This is a genomic window from Pseudonocardia aurantiaca, assembly GCF_039526725.1.
GTDB classification, from domain to species: Bacteria; Actinomycetota; Actinomycetes; order Mycobacteriales; family Pseudonocardiaceae; genus Pseudonocardia; species Pseudonocardia aurantiaca.
Window position 1 is genome coordinate 48473 of record NZ_BAAAJG010000008.1, and the last position, 17017, is coordinate 65489.

The following is a 17017-nucleotide window of genomic DNA, read 5'->3' on the forward strand; positions in this document are numbered from 1 at the left end:
CGGTGGCTGATGTCTCCCGATGTGAATCCGGCCGGTGTGTGTGGGGTCGTGAAGTACCTGTGCATGGTCGGAACGGGCAATGCACGAACCCGCGGCGGCGGCGCCGCTCGGCCGGACGCACGACGGCATAAGCCCTGATCAGGGCGTCCGGCGGATAGCCGCGGCCGCGGTGCCCGCCTACTCTCCCGAGATGGACGGACACCTCTGGCCGCTTGTGGACGGCAAGTGGGCGTTGTGGCGCACCGTCGGGGTCCGCGCGGCGGGCTTCCCCGTCGACGGCCTCACCGCCTTCGGCACGGGGGAAACCGCCGCACTCCAGTCCATCGTCGAGGACCCGCGCTTCCGCGAGGCCGTGACGTGGCAGAACCGCCAGGCGTACGCGACCGCGCTGGCCCGCCTCAAGGACGCGCCCGAACCGCCGACGAGCAAGTGGCGCCAGCGCCTCGAGCTCGCCGCGAGCTACTGGCAGCGCTACTGCGCGAAGAACGACACGATCGGATTCTTCGGGCCGATCGGCTGGGGCGAGCTCACCGACGACGGCCCGGCCGTCGCGCAGCACCCCGGACGTGACCTGCTGGCCGCGCGCACCGTGCGGCTCGAGGTGTGGGCCGTCGACGCGCTTGCGCGGGCGCTCGAGGCCGACCCCGTCGTCGGTCCGCACGGGCCGTTCGCGGTGCCTGTGGTTCCCGACCCCGCCGCGGTGCTGGAGGCGCGGATCGCCGCCATCACCGACGACCCGGCGAGGGAGCGCGCGACGGCCGCGTTCAGCGAGCTGGAAGCCGCGCGGCAGGCGGTCGCCGACGCGGCAGGCGACCCCGATCGCCTGGAGAGCGCGCTCGACGGCGCCGACGCCACCTTCATGCTGCTGACCGGGCAGGACGCCACCCGCCGGCACGGCGTGACCTACGGCGCGCGGACGGTCTGCTACGAGGACTGCCGGCGCGATCACCGTCTGGAGGTAGGCCCCGGCCTGCGTGACGCCCTTGCCGAGGCCCTGCACCCGCTCCTCGCCTCCGCGGCGTGGTGGTGCGGCGAGGTCGCCGAGGTCGGCCGGCAGATGATCGAGGACGTGATCCCCGACCAGGACGGGCCGGTGCCGTTCGAGCCGATCTGGGCGCGCACCGCGCCCGCGATGCTCGGGGTGGCCGGCGGGGCGCCGCCGCCTATGGCCCTGGTCGAGCGGCGCGCGGAGCTGCAGGCCCGGTGGGCCGAGCTCATCGCGGCAGGCGTGTCGGGGGACCGCGCGGACGAGGTGTTCGCCGACCCGAAGCCCGCGTGGGAATTCGCCGTCTTCCACGCACCGGACGTGCAGATCGCCGCCTGCGACACCGCGGCGATCGAGCGCGGCGACCTCCGCGTCGTCGTCGGCGACTTCCACCCCGGCACGCTCACCATCGCCCAGTCGCTGTTCCTCGGGCAGCACCCGGAGCCGGATCTGCTCCGTGAGTGGTGCGCGCTCGACTGCGCCGAACCGCGACTGTTCATGTCGCCGCCGCGCGACGCACCCCGCATGTCCGGCCGCATCGTCCCGAGCATCTTCACCCTCCGCGACGTCGCGCTGCTCACGACGCCCGACTGCTGCCCCGCCCCGGGCCAGACGTCGGTTGCGCCTGCCGACCTTGTGATCGACGGGGAGCGCGTCCGTTCCGCCGACGGCGAGGTCGACGTGCCACTGGACCGACCGTGGGGGTTGGCGTTCTTCCTCATGAGCGTCGCCACCTACGACCCCTTCCCACATGACGAGCACTCGCCGCGGCTGACCGTCGGGCGTGCCGTGCTGCGCCGCGAGACCTGGCGGGTGGACGCCGACGCGCTCACCTGGGCCGTGGAGAAGGACGCCGCCCGGCGACAGAAGCTCGCGTCGGCGTGGGCGCTCGACCGCGGCCTTCCCCGGCGGGCCTTCGCGCTCGCGCCGGTGGAGATGAAGCCGGTCTACGTGGACTTCGAGAGCGTGCTGCTGACCTCCGTGCTCGCGAGGCAGATCAGGCGGACCGCCGAACGCGGAGGCGGCCGCGTCAGGTTCACCGAGATGCTGCCCGGCCCCGACGAGTGCTGGCTGCGGGACGCCGCCGGGAACCGGTACACGAGCGAGCTGCGGCTCACGGCGGTCGACCTCACCCGCCGGCCGGGCTGACCCCTGCTGCGGGGCGGCGTGAGGTGGCCGGGTTGGAGCCTGCCTCGCCGGCGCAGCTCGCCGATACTGCCGCTGTGAACGAACCCGGCCCTCCGCCCACCACACCCGGTCCCGTGCCGGGCGCGGCGGCCTACGGTGTGCCGGACGCGGCGGCGATCCAGCGCGCGCTCGCGGAGTGCATGACGCTCGCCGACATCGACGACGCCATGGCGTGGCGGCCGGGCACGGCGCGGCGGCGCCGCTGGCACGACCGCGATGCCGGGGGCCTCCCGCCCGCGGACGCCGAGCTGGGCGGGATGCCACTGTGGTTCCGCTCGACCTTCTCCCGGTGGCGGGCGGAGACGGTTCCCGGAGCGCGGCGGACGCGAAGCGTCCCCGCGGAGCCGCCCGAAGCCCTGCCCGATGCCCCCGGCGAGGCACCGCCGGAAGAAGCGGGGCCGGTTGCCGAGGTCCCCCGCGGCGACGAGGAGCAGGAGCAGGACCACCTCCCTGACGGAGAGCCGGCTCCTGGTGAGCCGGGCCTGGAACCGGAGATCGCCGAGGCCGACCGGGATCTCCCGGTGGGGGTGGTCGGCGCGGACGAGGTCGCCGGGGCGCGGGAGGTGCGCAGCGGCTTCGAGCTCCAGACCGGCCAGCTCGTGCTGGCACACCTGCGCGGTGGCTGGCGCCGCGCCGTGGTCCGTGCGTCGGGCCGGCGCACGGTGCTGGTCGACTACCAGCTCGAAGGCGACCGCCTCGGCCCTCGCCGGCAGCGCGTCGGGATCGACCGGATCCGCGTGCCCGGGCGCTTCTAGATGATCGACACCGGACCAAGCCGACCCGACCGTACGTCCACGGGTGAGCGGGGTCTGCTGAGTGCTATTCGCCGATGTCGTTGTCGGCGATCCAGTTGCCGTGAAACCCGAAGGGGACGCGTCGCGGCAGGTGCACGCGCGCGATCGGATCGGCCTCGACGTCGGCGGCGTCGAGCACCACCAGCTCACTGTGGTCAGTCGCTGCGTCGTGGACGACCGACAGGATCCAGCCGTCGTCCTCGGCCTCGGCGCCAGGTCGCGGCACGAACGCCGGCTCCTGCGTCACTCGCCCGATTCCGAAATGATGCGTCGAGATCTCGCCGGTCGTGGTGTCGAACTTGACCAGCGGTCCGGGTTCGAGGCTGCCGCCGCGGACGCGGTTGACGTCGTCGGACAGGTGCAGGCCGTCGGCGCCGATCCCGCCGAACCAGCCGTACCGGTGCGGGCGCCCGACCAACTCCGGGCCGATGCGGGGCCACTCAACGCTGTGGTCGCTCATGATCTGCTCGGATACGGTGCCCCGGGCCGGATCGATGGTCCACCGGGCAAGCGCAGGCAGCACATCGGCGGGGCCGCGGTACTCGTCGCGGAAGACCGTGTCGTAGCGGCAGACGTCCATGGTGATCGAGCCGTCCGGGTTGTCGTACGCGTTGAGGACGTGGAACACGTAACACCTCGGCGCGTCGAACCACCGCAGCTGTTCCGCCGTGCCGCCGCGCGGCAGCACCCCCACCCGAGACGGGTGCTCCTCGGTCCAGCGCATCGGGAACTCGCCGCCGCTTTCCGGCGTTCCCGAGGCCACGCGAGCCGCGGCAGCCATCGACAGCGTCACCGGCAGGTCGAGCACCACGACACGGGTGTCGGTCAGTGCCATGTCGTGCACCAGCGGCACCCCGGGGACCGGGAGCTCGGCGGTGTGCGTCGCCTTTCCGGTGGCGTCGATGACGACGTAGCGCAGATGCTCCGAACCGGGCCTGAGCAGGTAGGTAACGGAGTGCAGCTCACCGCTGGCCGGATCGATCTTCGGGTGAGCGGTGACGCCGCCGCGCAATGCGCCGTCGCAGTCCCAGGTCGCCATCCGGTTCAGGTCGGGGGCGATCGACACCGGCGGCCTGCCGCCCTCGACGAGCGCGAGGAGCCGGCCACCGTGGGCGAGGATGTTGGTGTTGGGCGAATGGTTGGGGGCGTCGCCCTGGACGAACCGGTTGCGGTACCACTCGGCGCGACCGTCGCGCAGACGGACACCGTGCACCATGCCATGGGCGGCGAACCAGTGGTGGTTCACGTCGGTGGCGGCAGGCCCGGTGGGATTGGGGCCCACCCGCAGGTAGCGGCCGTTCAGCTCGCGGGGCAGCGTCCCGGTCACCGGAAGGTCGCCGACGCTGACCTCGTCGGGGACAGGGGCGAAATTGCCCTCCAGATAGGGATTCAGGATCGTCGAGGTCATCGCAGGCTCCGATCGTCGGATTCAACCGTGCAGGCTGTACTGTTCAATGCTCCAACTCCGGAATCCTGGCGTGCAACGCCGAGATCCAGACCGTCCAGATCGGGGGATGTGATGCCGACGCTCTCCGCCAGTGCCTACGTCGTACTCGGCCTGCTCGAGCAGGCCGGCTCGGCGACGCCGTATGCGCTCGATCGTGTGATCCAACAGAGCATCGGGCATTTCTGGGCCTTCCCCCGGTCCCAGATCTACGCGGAGGCCGCCCGGCTCGTGCGCCACGGACTCGTCGTCGAGGAGCGGGAGACCACTGGGCGCCACCGACGGACGCTGTCACTCACCCCGGCGGGGCGGGAAGTGTTCGCCATGTGGCTCACCGGTCCGGCCGAAGGCATCACCGAGATCCGCGACGAGGGCCTCTTGCGCTTGTTCTTCCACCAGGACGGCGTGTCCGACGAGGCACAGGTGCACCGGCTTGCTGTTCAGCAACTGCAGGCACATCGCCGGAGGCTCGCCGAGTACGAGGAGATCCTCGCGTCAGCACCCGTCCCCGGGAAGTCCACGCAAGGCATCCTCGCGCTCGCTCTGCGCATCGAGCCCCCGCAAGCCGCCACCCTCGCGCTCGGTCTGCGGTTCGAGCAGTTGGCTGTCACGTTCTGGGACGAGATCGCTCAAGGCGGCGCGGACGCGGTGTATCCGACCGTCCTGACATGATCCACTCTCTAGAGCCCCGCGATCGCGTTCCACCGCTTCGCGAACTCCGTACGTTCCGTGGACTACACGTCGGAGTTCCCTACACGGCGGAGTTCTCTACACCTCGGAGGCGGCACACGTCAGCGACGGCACAACTTCGGAGGCGGCACAACTTCGGAGGCGGCGGAACTTCAGAGGCGGCGGAACGTGAGCGTGACCTCGGCGACGGCCGCCGAGACGTCGTCGACGAGGCTCCGCAGGTCGGTGGGCAGGTGGGTGGCCGCGGCGGCGACCGCCTTCTTGACCGCCGCGCGCTCGCGGTCGACGTCGAGCACCCGCTCCAGGCCGAGGCCGTTGATGATGCTCGCGAGCGCGGCGCCTGCCAGGTCGAGGTCGTGCGGCGAGCGCAGCATGTGCTCGAGCCGCACCCGTGGACCTGCGGCGCGCAGCAGGTCGATGGCGGGGAAACGGTCCGGGCTGCGCCGCACCAGCCGCCTGCCCTGCTCACGCCGGACCACCCCGCCGGCCACCAGCCCGCGCGCGACCAGCTCGTAGAGGATCTCGGTGAACCCCTCGACCCAGCTCCGAGTGATGTCGTTCGTCCCGCCCCGGATTCCCTTGAGGAGGAACGTGCCGACGTCGTCGGGGGCGGCGCCGTGGTAGTTGGCGATCGAGAGGTAACCGTTCTCCATGCGTAGCCGCCCCTGCATCACCAGGTCGGCCAGTGCCGCCGCGACGAGCCCGTACTTCATCTGCTCCTGGCTCACGCCGGGTTTGCCCGTGAACGGGTCATGCAGGATGAGAAACATCCTCCCGGCCAGGCCGCCATGGGTCATCCGACGCTCGATCTCCCTCGTGCCTGCTCGCCGTCGAGCAGCTGGTGCGGCGCACTGTAGCCAACGCGCGAGGAATCATGAAAGGACAGCCGCCGATCACCGCTGAGCCGATCATCACTGTGCCGCGGCGATCCGGGCGCCGACCGCGTCGAGGACGAGGTCGAGACCGAATGCGAACCGGTCGAGGGCCCGCTGCAGCGTGTACGGCAGCGCGGCGTCCGACACGGCGAACGCCCCCGCCTCGTCCAGCGCCGCAAGCCGGGGGAAGCGCCCGTTCATCTGCTCGTCCAGGAGCGGGGCGCGCCGCTCCCACCACTCGTCGTCGCTGCTCCCCGTTCGGACGGGCGCCTGCTCGGCATCGACCACCGCCGACGCGGCGCCCCGCGTGTACGACTCGACCGCCGCGACGCACCCCACGACGTCGACGGCCGACAGGCCTTGCCCGTCGAGCAGGGCCAGCGCCGCGTCGTAACGGGTGAGCACGTTGGGGCCGAAGACGGTGCGTGCGGTCGCCACCTGCAGCAGCCAGGGATGCGCGCGGAACGCCGCGAGATCGGCCGTGGCGAGCCCGTGCAGCCCGCGGCGCCAGCCGGCGTCCGCGGAGGGGAGCGGCTGGGTGGCCGCGACCCGGTCGACCATCAGCTCCAGCAGTTCCGCCTTCCCGGGCACGTAGGTGTAGAGCGACGCCGTGCCGATGCCGAGGGCCTGGGCGAGCGCCCGCATCGAGAGTGCGGGGGCGCCGCAGTCGGCTTCGGCGATCGCGGTGTCGACGATCCGGGGCAGGTCGAGGCGCTGCCGTGGCCCGCGCCGGGGAGCGGGTGGCCCGTCCCAGAGCAGCGCCATCGTGCGCGCCGGGTCGCCGCCGCCCGCGTACTCCATGCCTCGCCTCCTACTACCCGATACTCCGAACACTGTACGGTGTTCGGCGTGCCCACCGAGATCACCATCCCCGGCCTGCCCTGCCGGGACCTCGACGACGTCCTGCCCTTCTACGTCGCGCTCGGATTCGAGGTGACCTACCGCCAGGAGCGGCCCAACCCGTACGCGGCCGTCCGGCGCGGCGGGATCGAGCTGCACTACTTCTCCGTTCCCGGGTTCGATCCCGCGGACTCGATGGGGAGCGTCGGCGTGCTCGTCCCGGACACCGGAGCGCTGCACGCGGAATTCACCGCGGGGCTGCGCGCCGCGTTCGGGAAGGTGCCGGTGTCCGGGATCCCGCGGATGACCAGGCCGCGGCGGCGGCAGGGCACCACCGCCGGGTTCTCGATCGTCGACCCTGGGGGCAACTGGCTGCGGATCAGCAGGCACGGCGCCGTCGAGGGCGGGCCCGACGAGCAGCCCCCCGCATCGGGCGGCCGGCTGGCCCGGGTGGTCGCCACCGCCGCGCGCCAGGCCGACTCCCACGGCGACGAGTCCGCGGGGATCCGGGTGCTGGTGAACGGGCTTGCCCGGCACGCCGACGCGCCCCTCGCGCAGCGCCTCCCCGCGCTGGTCTACCTGGCCGAGCTGAGGGTGCGCACCGGCGACCGCGACGCCGCGGCCGCGCTGCTCGCCGAGGTCGCCGCGCTGGACCTCTCGGCCGCCGACCGCGAGGCGCTCGCGGGCGACCTCGCGACCGCGGCGGAACTGCGCGCCGACCTGCCCGGCTGACCGGCGGACACCGGTCGCCGCGCAGGCCGGCGCCGTCACCGGGCCGCCGCCTGCTCGGCCACGCGGCAACGAGCCGTTCGACGAGGCTCGGACGATCGCGGCCTGGCCCTCCAGGGTGGCGTGGAGAAATCCTGCGGCGGCCCTGTCGAAACCGGCCGTGAGCGTTCGTACAGACGGTGGGAGACCGGCACGGGCCGGTCGACGATGCAGGGGAGAAACGCATGGGCACGCTCACCGTGGTCGAGAGCCTGACACTGGATGGCGTGATGCAGGCGCCCGGACGGCCGGACGAGGACACCCGCGACGGATTCGAGCGCGGGGGCTGGGCGCAGCCCTACAGCGACCACATCATGGTCGAGATCATGGGCAAGCGCATGAGCGCACGGGACGTGTCGCTGCTGTTCGGGCGCCGGACCTACGAGGACTTCGCCGGGTTCTGGCCCAAGCAGACCGGCAGCCCCTTCACCCCGGCGCTCGCCGCCCGTCGCAAGTACGTCTGCTCGACCACGCTGGTCGACCCGCTGCCGTGGCAGAACTCGGTGCTGCTGGCGGGCGACGCGGCCAAGGCCGTCGCTGCGCTCAAGGCGGAGACGGCCGACGACCTCGTCGTGCTCGGGAGCGGGGACCTGTGCCGCACACTGCTGCGCCACGACCTGATCGACCGGTTGACACTGCTGATCCACCCGCTGGTCCTCGGCACCGGCACCCGGCTCTTCACCGACGGCGCGGTGCCCGCCAGACTCCAGCTCGTCGAGTCCGTGCCGACCACCACCGGCGTCCTCACCGCCACATACGAGACCGCCGGCTGCGAGCCGGCTGCCCGCTGACCAGAGGAGGAGCACCCGTGAAGCAGTACCTGCTCAGCATCTACCAGCCCGACGGTGACCCGCCGCCTCCCGAGGTCCTGGAACCGATCATGCGCAACCTCGACGCCCTGAACGAGGAGATGCGGGGCGCCGGGGCGTGGGTGTTCGGGGCCGCGTTGCACCCGCCGAGCACCGCCGCGGTGATACGGAGCGACACCAGCGACGCGCTGATCACGGACGGCCCGTTCGCGGAGGGCAAGGAGCACATCGGGGGCTTCACGGTGGTCCGGGCAACCGACCTCGACGCGGCGCTCGAATGGGGACGCAAGCTCGCGACGGTGCTCGCGCCGCTCTCGATCGAGGTGCGCCCGACGTTCGGGGAGGACTGACCGGGCTGTGGCGCCACCCTCTACGGACGAGATCGCCCGCGTCTTCCGGGAGGAGCACGGCCGCGCGGTCGCCGTGCTGGTCCGCGCCTTCGGCGACATCGAGGTCGCCGAGGAGGCGGTCCAGGACGCATTCGCCGCGGCCGTGCAGCGCTGGCCGTCGTCCGGGACACCGCCCAGCCCGGCCGGCTGGATCATCACGACCGCCCGCAACAGGGCCATCGACCGGCTCCGGCGGGAGGCTTCGCGGGAGGACCGGCACGCCCGCGCCGCGCTGCTGCACACGCCCGGCGAACCGGCGGGGGAGGGAGCCGTGCCCGACGACCGGCTACGCCTGATCTTCACCTGCTGCCACCCCGCGCTCGCCCCGGCGGCCCAGGTCGCGCTCACGCTGCGGCTGCTGGGCGGGCTCACGACCGCCGAGATCGCACACGCCTTCCTGGTGCCGGAGCCGACGCTGGCCCAGCGGCTCGTGCGGGCGAAGGGCAAGATCCGCGACGCCCGCATCCCCTACCGGGTGCCCGAGGACGCCGACCTTCCCGACCGGCTGCGGGGCGTGCTCGCCGTGGTCTACCTGATCTTCAACGAGGGCTACGCGGCCAGCTCGGGGGAGCGGCTCGTCCGCGACGACCTCTGCGCCGAGGCCGTCCGGCTCGGGCGGCTCCTCGCCGAGCTCATGCCCGACGAGCCCGAGGTGATGGGCCTGCTGGCGCTCATGCAGCTGACCGAGGCGCGCCGGGGCGCCCGCACCGGACCCGGCGGCGAGCTCGTGCTGCTGGCCGACCAGGACCGCGGCCGCTGGGACCGAGGGCTCGTCGCCGAGGGTCAGGCGATCGTCCGGCGCTGCCTGCGGCGCAACCAGCCCGGCCCCTACCAGATCCAGGCCGCGATCAACGCCGTCCACAGCGACGCCCCGGCCGCGGACGCCACCGACTGGGGCCAGATCCTGCAGCTCTACGACCAGCTCATCGCGGTCGCGCCCGGCCCGGTCGTGGCCCTCAACCGCGCGGTCGCCGTAGCCGAGGTGCACGGCCCGGCCGCCGCGCTCGCCGTGGTCGACGATCTCGACCTGGAGCGCCACCACATCTTCCACGCCGTGCGCGCCGACCTGCTCCGGCGGCTCGGCAGGCCCGCGGAGGCTGCGGACGCCTACGACGCCGCGATTGACCGCACCGGCAACCAGGCCGAGCGCGCGTTCCTGCGCAGCAGGCGCGCCGCCCTGCCTGCGTGATCTCAGGACCGCACGGCGTGTGCGGCGCCTGCACCGTGAACGGCGAGCCGGTCCGCGCCTGCCTGATGTTGGTAGCGGCCGCTCGCTCCGCCGCGCCACCCGTGCGCTACCGTCGCGACCCCATCGGGGCCGACGGGAGTGGCACGTGGACGACGGACAGTACGTGGTGCGGCCGATCGGGCGGGTGGAGTCGCCCCTCGTGGACGCGTCGGCCGCGCCGAAGCAGGGGTTCGAGGGCGCCCCTCCCGCCCGGATCGTCTTCGACCCGGCGGTGCGCGAAGGGCTGCGCGACCTCCGGCCCGGCACGCAGGTGATCATCCTGACCTGGCTCGACCGCGCTGACCGCGATGTTCTCGTCGTGCATCCCCGCGACGACCTGTCGAACCCGCAGCGCGGGGTGTTCAGCACCCGCTCGTCCGACCGCCCGAACCCGGTCGGGCTGCACCGCGTCACGGTCGTCGCCGTGGACGGCCTCAGCGTCGACGTCGAGGACCTGGAAGCGCTCGACGGCACCCCGGTGATCGACGTGAAGCCCGTGCTCGACCGGCTCGACGGCTGAGACCGCCCGTGCACAACGGGCCAGGGCGTTACGAGACCGTGACGCCCGCTCGTGCCGTTCAGGGTTGACCTCACCCGTTGTTAGCGCTCACATTGATCGCTCGCCGCAGGCGGGCGTGAGCGCCGGCTCGACACAGCGGCAGAAATCTCGAGGAGGAGATGGACGTGCGGAGAAAGCTAGGATTGGCTGCTGCGTGCACCGCGCTCGCGCTCGGCCTGGTGGCCTGCGCCGGTTCAGGTGCAGGCGGCGGTGGCGGGGCCGGTAGCAGCGCCGCCCCAGCGCAGGAGCTCCTCGTCGGGGTCTCGATGCCGACCCAGACGTCCGAGCGGTGGATCGCCGACGGCGACTCCGTGCGAGAGCAACTCCAGGCAGCCGGGTATCAGGTCGACCTCCAATACGCGGGCGACGACATCCCGACGCAGTCGCAGCAGGTCGACCAGATGATCACCCAAGGCGCCGACCTGCTAATCATCGCCGCGATCGACGGGACCGCGCTGAGCAGCCAGCTGCAGGCCGCCGCCGGCGCGAACATCCCGGTCATCTCCTACGACCGGCTGATCCGCGACAGCCAGAACGTCGACTTCTACGTCACCTTCGACAACTTCCAGGTGGGGGTCGCGCAGGCCAACGCGCTGCTGACCGGCCTGGGCATCAAGAACGCCGACGGGTCCCAGGGCAGCGCGACCGGGCCGTTCAACATCGAGCTCTTCGCAGGCTCCCTCGACGACAACAACGCGTTCTTCTTCTTCAACGGCGCGATGTCGGTGCTCCAGCCCCTGATCGACAACGGCACGCTGGTCGTCAAGAGCAAGCAGACCGGCATCGAGCAGGCCGCGATCCTGCGCTGGCAGCAGGAGACCGCGCAGCGGCGCATGGAGGACCTGCTGACCTCCAGCTACAACGACGGCACCCGCGTCGCCGGCGTCCTCTCGCCCTACGACGGCCTCTCCCGCGGCATCCTCACCGCCCTGCAGAACGCCGGGTACGGCACGCCGCAGAACCCGATCCCGGTCGTCACGGGACAGGACGCGGAGATCGCCTCGGTGAAGCTGATCGCCGACCGCGTCCAGAGCTCCACGATCTTCAAGGACACCCGCCTCCTCGCCGAGCAGGCCGTCGTCGCCGCCCAGGCCTTCCTCGGCGGTGGCCAGCCGAATGCCAACGACACGACGACCTACGACAACGGGGTGAAGGTCGTCCCGTCCTACCTGCTGCCGGTCGAGACGGTGTTCGCTGACAACATCAATTCCGTGCTCGTCGACTCCGGCTACTGGACGGCGGACGAGGTCGCCAGCGGCCAGAACAAATGACCTGCCGCAACCGGTGACCGTCCCCGGGTGCCGGCCGGACCCGCCGCAGCTGTCGGCGGGCCCGGCCGGCACCCGGCCACATCCACGTGAGGGGTCATGGACGACCACATCCTGGAGATGCACGCCATCACCAAGACCTTCCCCGGTGTGACCGCGCTCGAGGACGTCAACCTCGCGGTGCGCCGCGGCGAGATCCACGCGATCTGCGGGGAGAACGGTGCCGGCAAATCGACGCTGATGAAGGTGCTCTCCGGCGTCCACCCCACCGGCAGCTACGACGGCGAGATCCGCTACGACGGCCAGGACGTGCGGTTCCACGGCATCCGTGACAGCGAGCACGTGGGCATCGTGATCATCCACCAGGAGCTCGCGCTGGTGCCGCACCTCTCGATCGCCGAGAACATCTTCCTCGGCAACGAGCGCCGGGGCCGCGGTGGCCTGATCGACTGGAACCGGACCAACGCCGACGCGGCGAGGCTGCTCGCGGAGGTCGGCCTCGACGAGAACCCCGTCACGCCGGTCGGTCAGCTCGGGGTGGGCAAACAGCAGCTCGTGGAGATCGCGAAGGCGCTGTCGAAGGACGTGCGCCTGCTGATCCTCGACGAGCCGACCGCCGCGCTCAACGACACCGACTCCGCGCATCTGCTCGACCTGCTGCGACGGCTGCGCGACCGCGGCATCACCTCGATCATGATCTCGCACAAGCTGAACGAGATCGTCAGCATCGCCGACCGCACGACGGTGATCCGCGACGGGCGGACCGTCGAGACGATGGACATGCACGAGCCGGACGCGACCCAGGAGCGGATCATCCGCGGGATGGTCGGGCGCGACCTGGAGAGCTTCTACCCCGAGCGGCAGTCCGCGCCGGGGGAGGAGGTACTGCGCGTCGAGGACTGGACGGTCTGGCACCCCACCCAGGACCGCAAGGTCGTCGAGGGCGCCGGGTTCACCGTGCGCGCGGGGGAGGTCGTCGGGATCGCCGGCCTCATGGGCGCCGGGCGCACCGAGCTCGCAATGAGCATCTTCGGCCGGTCCTACGGGCGCAACATCTCCGGACGGATCTTCGTCCGCGGTGCCGAGGTGCGGGCCCGGTCGGTGGCCGAGGCGATCGAGAACGGCATCGCCTACGCCACGGAGGACCGCAAGAAGTACGGCCTCAACCTCATCGAGGACATCCGCCGCAACGTGTCGGCGGCGGCTCTCGGCAAGCTCTCGAAGCGCGGCTGGGTCAACGGCAACGAGGAGACGAAGGTCGCCGAGGAAAGCCGCCGGAACCTGAACATCAAGGCGCCCAGCGTCATGAGCGTGGTCGGCAAGCTGTCGGGCGGGAACCAGCAGAAGGTGGTCCTGTCGAAGTGGCTCTTCACCGACCCGGACGTGCTGATCCTCGACGAGCCCACCCGCGGCATCGACGTCGGCGCCAAGTACGAGATCTACGCGATCATCAACCGGCTCGTCGCGGCCGGGAAGGCGGTGGTCGTGATCTCGTCCGAGCTGCCGGAGCTGCTCGGCGTCTGCGACCGCATCTACACGCTGTCCGCGGGGCGGATCACCGGTGAGGTGCCGGTGCACGGTGTCGACGAGGAACGGGCGACCCAGGAGCGGCTGATGGCGCTCATGACCGCAGAGAGCGCGACCCCAGAGAGCACGATCCCAGAGAGGGACCACGTCGCATGACCAGCACCGCGCCGCGGCAGACGGAGCAGACCGAGGAGTCGACAGCCACCGCGTCCGCAGCCCTGCACACCGGCACCAGTGACATCAGGGCGCTGCTCACCCGCAACCTTCGCCAGAGCGGGATCTACGTTGCGTTCGTGGCGATCGTGGCCCTGTTCGCGCTGCTCACCGGTGGGGTCTCGCTCAGCCCGGTCAACATCACGAACATCGTCCTGCAGTACTCCTACATCCTCGTGCTGGCCATCGGCATGGTCATCGTGATCATCGCCGGGCACATCGACCTCTCGGTGGGGTCGGTCGTGGCGCTGACCGGAGCGATCTCCGCGGTGCTCGTGATCCAGCAGGGGCTGCCGTGGTGGGCAGGCGCGCTCGCCGCGCTCGGCGTCGGTCTGGTGGTGGGAGCGTGGCACGGGTTCTGGGTGGCCTACGTCGGCATCCCGGCCTTCATCGTGACCCTCGCCGGCATGCTGCTCTTCCGCGGCCTGACGCTGCGGGTGCTCGACAACATCTCGCTCTCACCGTTCCCCGCGGAGTACCAGCAGGTGGCGAGCGGGTTCCTCAACGGGCTCATCGGCGGCCAGGGCTACGACGCGTTCACGCTGCTCATCGGCGCGATCGCGGTGGCCGGATACGCCGTCAGCGGCTTCCGCACCCGGCTGGCGCGCATCACCTACCAGCAGCCCGTGGAGTCGTTCCCGCTGTTCGTCGCGCGGGTCGCGCTCGTCGGGGCCGTCGTCATGTACTTCGCGTGGCAGCTCGCCCACGCCCGCGGCCTGCCGGTCGTGCTGATCATCCTGGCCGTGCTCGTCATGGCCTATGGAGTCGTCACGCGGCGCACCGTCTTCGGCCGCCAGGTCTACGCGATCGGCGGCAACCTCTCGGCGGCCATGCTGTCGGGCGTCAAGGTGCGGAGCGTCAACTTCTGGATCTTCGTCAACATGGGCTTCTTGTCCGCGGTGGCCGGGATCATCTACTCGTCGCGGTCGAACGGCGCTCAGCCGGCGGCGGGCAACATGTTCGAGCTCGACGCGATCGCGGCGGCGTTCATCGGCGGCGCGGCCGTGACCGGCGGCGTCGGAACGGTCGTCGGAGCCATGGTGGGTGGGCTGATCATGGCTGTCATGAGCAACGGGATGCAGCTCATGGGCGTCGACCAGTCCATCCAGTCGGTGGTGAAGGGATTCGTGCTGCTGTTGGCCGTGGCGTTCGACATCTACAACAAGCGGCGGGCGGGCGCCGCGCGTTGATCGACCACCCGGAAGTGCGCGAGTCGCTGGAAAAGAGCGCGCGAGTCGCGGTGTGAGTGCGCGCGAGTCGGGCCCTGAGTGCGCGCGAGCCGGGGTGTGAGAGCGCGCGAGTCGGGGCCTGAGAGCGCACCACTCGGGGTCTGGGTGCAACGGGAGCACATCCAGGGCGTGCTGGGCAGGGTCCCGGTACCGCGACTCGCCTGCACCCAGACCCCGACTCGCGCGCATTTTCGCGGCGACTCGCGCGCACTCAGCCGGCGACTCGCCTCGCTCGCACTTCTGCAGCGACTCGCGGGGGGCCGTCGGTGGGGTTCCCCGCCTCGGGGAGGCCTCGGGGAGGCGCGTCCCGGGCATTCATACTGGGCCCGTGTTCGGGCGGGGTGGGCGGGATCGCAGGGCAGTCGAGCGGGCGTTGGACCTCATGCAGGAGCGAGCGCTGTTCGCCGACCGGGTCGGCGACTGGGGGCGGGCGCGTGCCGAGGTTATAGAGGCGGTCACCGATCTCGATCAGCTCCACCTGCGGCTCTGGCAGCTCGCCCGGACGGCCGGGGGCCCGCACAGCGGGATGCGGAAGGCCGTCCCCCCGGCATTCGGGCCGCCCGACCTGCCCACCGTGGAGGAGACCGACGGCGCGGTCGTCCTGACCCTGCCCGCGTGCACCGACCGCGACGCCGGGCCGTACGTCGACGCCGCCCGCCACGCCCTCGACGAGGTGCAGGCGGACCGGTGGATCGTGGACCTGCGCGGCAACGGCGGCAGCACGATGTGGCCGCTGCTCGCGGCGGTCGCGCCGCTGCTGCGCGGCGACGGGGAGATCGGCGCGTTCGTCAACAGGTCCGGGGTCCGCAGCCCCTGGGTCCTGGCCGGCGGGGTCGTGTCGGCAGGCGGTCAGCCGCTGGCCCACGGCTCGGTCGGGCACCGGGACGGGCCGGTTGCCGTCCTCACCGACGGGGCCACCGCCAGCGCGGGTGAGGCGGTCGCCGTGGCGTTCCGCGGGCTCGCCGACGTGCGCTCCTACGGCACCGCGACGCTCGGGTTCAGCAGCGGCAACGAGACTGTCCCGCTGCCGGGCGGAGCGGTGCTCGCGGTGACGACCAGCCGCTTCGCCGACCGCACCGGCCGCGTCTACGGCGGCCGGCTGGAACCCGACGTGCCCAGCGAGGACCCGCTGAGCATGGCCCTATGGGACACCTGACCTGACGCCCGGCGCAGGCCCCGAGCTGCGCCTCACCAGCAGCTCGGTCGGCACGAGGGGGCGCGGGCTCGGGCCCGAAGGTGTGTCATGCGGGCGGATCAGGTCGAGCAGTAGCTGCACCGCGCGGCGTCCGGCCTCGGCGAACTGCTGGCTGACGGTGGTGAGCGGGGGGCGGAAGAACTCCGCCTCCGGGACGTCGTCGAACCCGACGACGCTGACGTCGCCGGGGACGCTGCGGCCGGCCTCGTCGAGCGCACGCAGGGCGCCGAGCGCCATCTGGTCGTTGGCCACGAACACCGCGGTCAGGCCCGGGTCGGCGGCCAGCAGAGTCCGCATCGCCGAGTACCCGGAGCGGGCGCTCCAGTCGCCCGCGACGAACTCCGGCTCAGGCGCGCCCGCGGCGCTCAGTGCCGCTCGCCAGCCCTCGACGCGCCAGCTCGCGTCGAGCCAGTCCTGCGGCCCCGCGAGATGGTGCACCGTGCGGTGGCCGAGATCGAGCAGGTGCCGGGTGGCGGCGTGCGCCCCACCCCGCTGGTCCGTGCCGACGGCGGGGAGCGCCGAGGCCTCCCCGGCCCCGCCGCCGAGCACACCTCCGACGAACACGGTGGGCAGCGCGGGCAGCTCGGCGGTCAGCGCCCGCAGGGCGTCCTGCTGGGGGGCCATCGCGACGACGCCGTCGACCGACTGGTCCTGGAGGCGCGTGAGCGCGCGCACCACGGCCTCCGAGGTGATCTGGTCAACGACCGCGATGCTGACGCCGAGACCGAGTGCGCTCGCCGCCCGCTCCACTCCGTAGAGGGTGGTGACCGGGCCGTGCAGCACGGTGTTGAACGTGATCACGCCGAGCGTGCCGGACCGGCGGGTGGCCAGCGCCCTGGCGACGGCGTTGCGCCGGTAGCCGAGCTGCTCCATGGCGGCCAGCACCTTGGCCTTGGTGGGCCCGCTGACGTTCGGCGAGCCGTTGACCACCCGCGAGACCGTCTGGTGCGAGACGCCCGCGAGCCGCGCGACGTCCGTCATCACCGGAGCCGGCGCGTCGGACCTCATGGCTCCAT

The 17017-nt window shown here is 72.0% G+C and carries 16 protein-coding genes; 12 read left to right on the forward strand and 4 right to left on the reverse strand.

Features of this window, described 5'->3' with window-relative positions:
- Positions 1 to 190 precede the first annotated feature (190 nt).
- Together ABD143_RS10140 and ABD143_RS10145 are read left to right on the forward strand one after the other, a co-directional pair.
- Positions 191 to 2134 carry a lantibiotic dehydratase gene (locus ABD143_RS10140; protein ID WP_343974779.1) on the forward strand — a complete coding sequence of 648 codons (1944 nt, stop codon included), beginning with the start codon at positions 191 to 193 and terminating at the stop codon, positions 2132 to 2134.
- Between the two features lie 74 nt (positions 2135 to 2208).
- A complete protein-coding gene (locus tag ABD143_RS10145; RefSeq protein WP_343974782.1) occupies positions 2209 to 2928 on the forward strand; it encodes a hypothetical protein in 720 nt (239 codons plus the stop codon).
- Between the two features lie 64 nt (positions 2929 to 2992).
- Here ABD143_RS10145 and ABD143_RS10150 read toward each other — a convergent pair whose 3' ends face one another.
- Positions 2993 to 4375: a carotenoid oxygenase family protein gene (locus tag ABD143_RS10150; protein ID WP_343974785.1), complete on the reverse strand. Its 1383-nt coding sequence runs from the start codon at positions 4373 to 4375 to the stop codon at positions 2993 to 2995.
- 27 nt (positions 4376 to 4402) lie between these two features.
- Between ABD143_RS10150 and ABD143_RS10155 the strand changes: the two genes are divergently transcribed.
- Positions 4403 to 5083: a PadR family transcriptional regulator gene (locus tag ABD143_RS10155; protein ID WP_343974788.1), complete on the forward strand. Its 681-nt coding sequence runs from the start codon at positions 4403 to 4405 to the stop codon at positions 5081 to 5083.
- A 170-nt stretch (positions 5084 to 5253) separates the two neighbouring features.
- Here the strand turns inward: ABD143_RS10155 and ABD143_RS10160 are convergent, their stop codons facing one another.
- Complete coding sequence (locus ABD143_RS10160) at positions 5254 to 5898, reverse strand: GOLPH3/VPS74 family protein (protein ID WP_343974791.1); 645 nt, start codon at positions 5896 to 5898, stop codon at positions 5254 to 5256.
- Between the two features lie 114 nt (positions 5899 to 6012).
- The gene (locus ABD143_RS10165; RefSeq protein WP_343974794.1) at positions 6013 to 6777 is read right to left on the reverse strand and encodes a TetR/AcrR family transcriptional regulator; all 765 of its coding nucleotides are present in this window, start codon (positions 6775 to 6777) and stop codon (positions 6013 to 6015) included.
- Positions 6778 to 6825: 48 nt separating this feature from the next.
- Between ABD143_RS10165 and ABD143_RS10170 the strand changes: the two genes are divergently transcribed.
- From ABD143_RS10170 to ABD143_RS10210, 9 genes are all read left to right on the forward strand, one after another.
- Positions 6826 to 7548: a bleomycin resistance protein gene (locus tag ABD143_RS10170; RefSeq protein WP_343974796.1), complete on the forward strand. Its 723-nt coding sequence runs from the start codon at positions 6826 to 6828 to the stop codon at positions 7546 to 7548.
- A gap of 221 nt (positions 7549 to 7769) precedes the next feature.
- Positions 7770 to 8375 (forward strand): dihydrofolate reductase family protein, encoded by a 606-nt coding sequence (locus ABD143_RS10175; protein WP_343974800.1) that lies wholly within the window; start codon positions 7770 to 7772, stop codon positions 8373 to 8375.
- A gap of 17 nt (positions 8376 to 8392) precedes the next feature.
- A complete protein-coding gene (locus ABD143_RS10180) occupies positions 8393 to 8743 on the forward strand; it encodes a YciI family protein (protein WP_343974803.1) in 351 nt (116 codons plus the stop codon).
- A gap of 7 nt (positions 8744 to 8750) precedes the next feature.
- Positions 8751 to 9971 (forward strand): RNA polymerase sigma factor, encoded by a 1221-nt coding sequence (locus tag ABD143_RS10185; RefSeq protein ID WP_343974806.1) that lies wholly within the window; start codon positions 8751 to 8753, stop codon positions 9969 to 9971.
- A gap of 145 nt (positions 9972 to 10116) precedes the next feature.
- Positions 10117 to 10530, forward strand: a complete 414-nt coding sequence (gene tsaA, locus ABD143_RS10190) for a tRNA (N6-threonylcarbamoyladenosine(37)-N6)-methyltransferase TrmO (protein ID WP_343974809.1) — start codon at positions 10117 to 10119, stop codon at positions 10528 to 10530.
- Positions 10531 to 10694: 164 nt separating this feature from the next.
- Entirely contained in the window at positions 10695 to 11840 is a 1146-nt protein-coding gene (gene chvE, locus ABD143_RS10195; protein WP_343974812.1) for a multiple monosaccharide ABC transporter substrate-binding protein, read from the forward strand.
- 96 nt (positions 11841 to 11936) lie between these two features.
- Positions 11937 to 13520, forward strand: coding sequence for a multiple monosaccharide ABC transporter ATP-binding protein (gene mmsA, locus ABD143_RS10200; RefSeq protein WP_343974815.1), 1584 nt, complete (start codon positions 11937 to 11939; stop codon positions 13518 to 13520).
- On the forward strand, positions 13517 to 14767 hold the full coding sequence (mmsB, locus tag ABD143_RS10205) for a multiple monosaccharide ABC transporter permease (protein ID WP_343974818.1): 1251 nt from the start codon (positions 13517 to 13519) through the stop codon (positions 14765 to 14767). Before mmsA ends, mmsB begins: the two co-directional genes overlap by 4 nt.
- 367 nt (positions 14768 to 15134) lie before the next feature.
- The gene (locus tag ABD143_RS10210; RefSeq protein WP_343974821.1) at positions 15135 to 15962 is read left to right on the forward strand and encodes a S41 family peptidase; all 828 of its coding nucleotides are present in this window, start codon (positions 15135 to 15137) and stop codon (positions 15960 to 15962) included.
- Here ABD143_RS10210 and ABD143_RS10215 read toward each other — a convergent pair.
- Positions 15948 to 17009: a LacI family DNA-binding transcriptional regulator gene (locus ABD143_RS10215; RefSeq protein WP_343974824.1), complete on the reverse strand. Its 1062-nt coding sequence runs from the start codon at positions 17007 to 17009 to the stop codon at positions 15948 to 15950. The genes ABD143_RS10210 and ABD143_RS10215 overlap by 15 nt on opposite strands.
- Positions 17010 to 17017: the final 8 nt, after the last annotated feature.

Excerpts from the sequence above, each read along its gene's own strand:
- ABD143_RS10175 (WP_343974800.1), top strand. The coding sequence starts at position 7,770 with ATGGGCACGCTCACCGTGGTCGAGAGCCTGACACTGGATGGCGTGATG.
- ABD143_RS10140 (WP_343974779.1), top strand. The coding sequence starts at position 191 with ATGGACGGACACCTCTGGCCGCTTGTGGACGGCAAGTGGGCGTTGTGG.
- mmsA (WP_343974815.1), top strand. The coding sequence starts at position 11,937 with ATGGACGACCACATCCTGGAGATGCACGCCATCACCAAGACCTTCCCC.
- ABD143_RS10150 (WP_343974785.1), bottom strand. The coding sequence starts at position 4,375 with ATGACCTCGACGATCCTGAATCCCTATCTGGAGGGCAATTTCGCCCCT.
- mmsB (WP_343974818.1), top strand. The coding sequence starts at position 13,517 with ATGACCAGCACCGCGCCGCGGCAGACGGAGCAGACCGAGGAGTCGACA.
- ABD143_RS10160 (WP_343974791.1), bottom strand. The coding sequence starts at position 5,898 with ATGACCCATGGCGGCCTGGCCGGGAGGATGTTTCTCATCCTGCATGAC.
- ABD143_RS10165 (WP_343974794.1), bottom strand. The coding sequence starts at position 6,777 with ATGGAGTACGCGGGCGGCGGCGACCCGGCGCGCACGATGGCGCTGCTC.
- ABD143_RS10215 (WP_343974824.1), bottom strand. The coding sequence starts at position 17,009 with ATGAGGTCCGACGCGCCGGCTCCGGTGATGACGGACGTCGCGCGGCTC.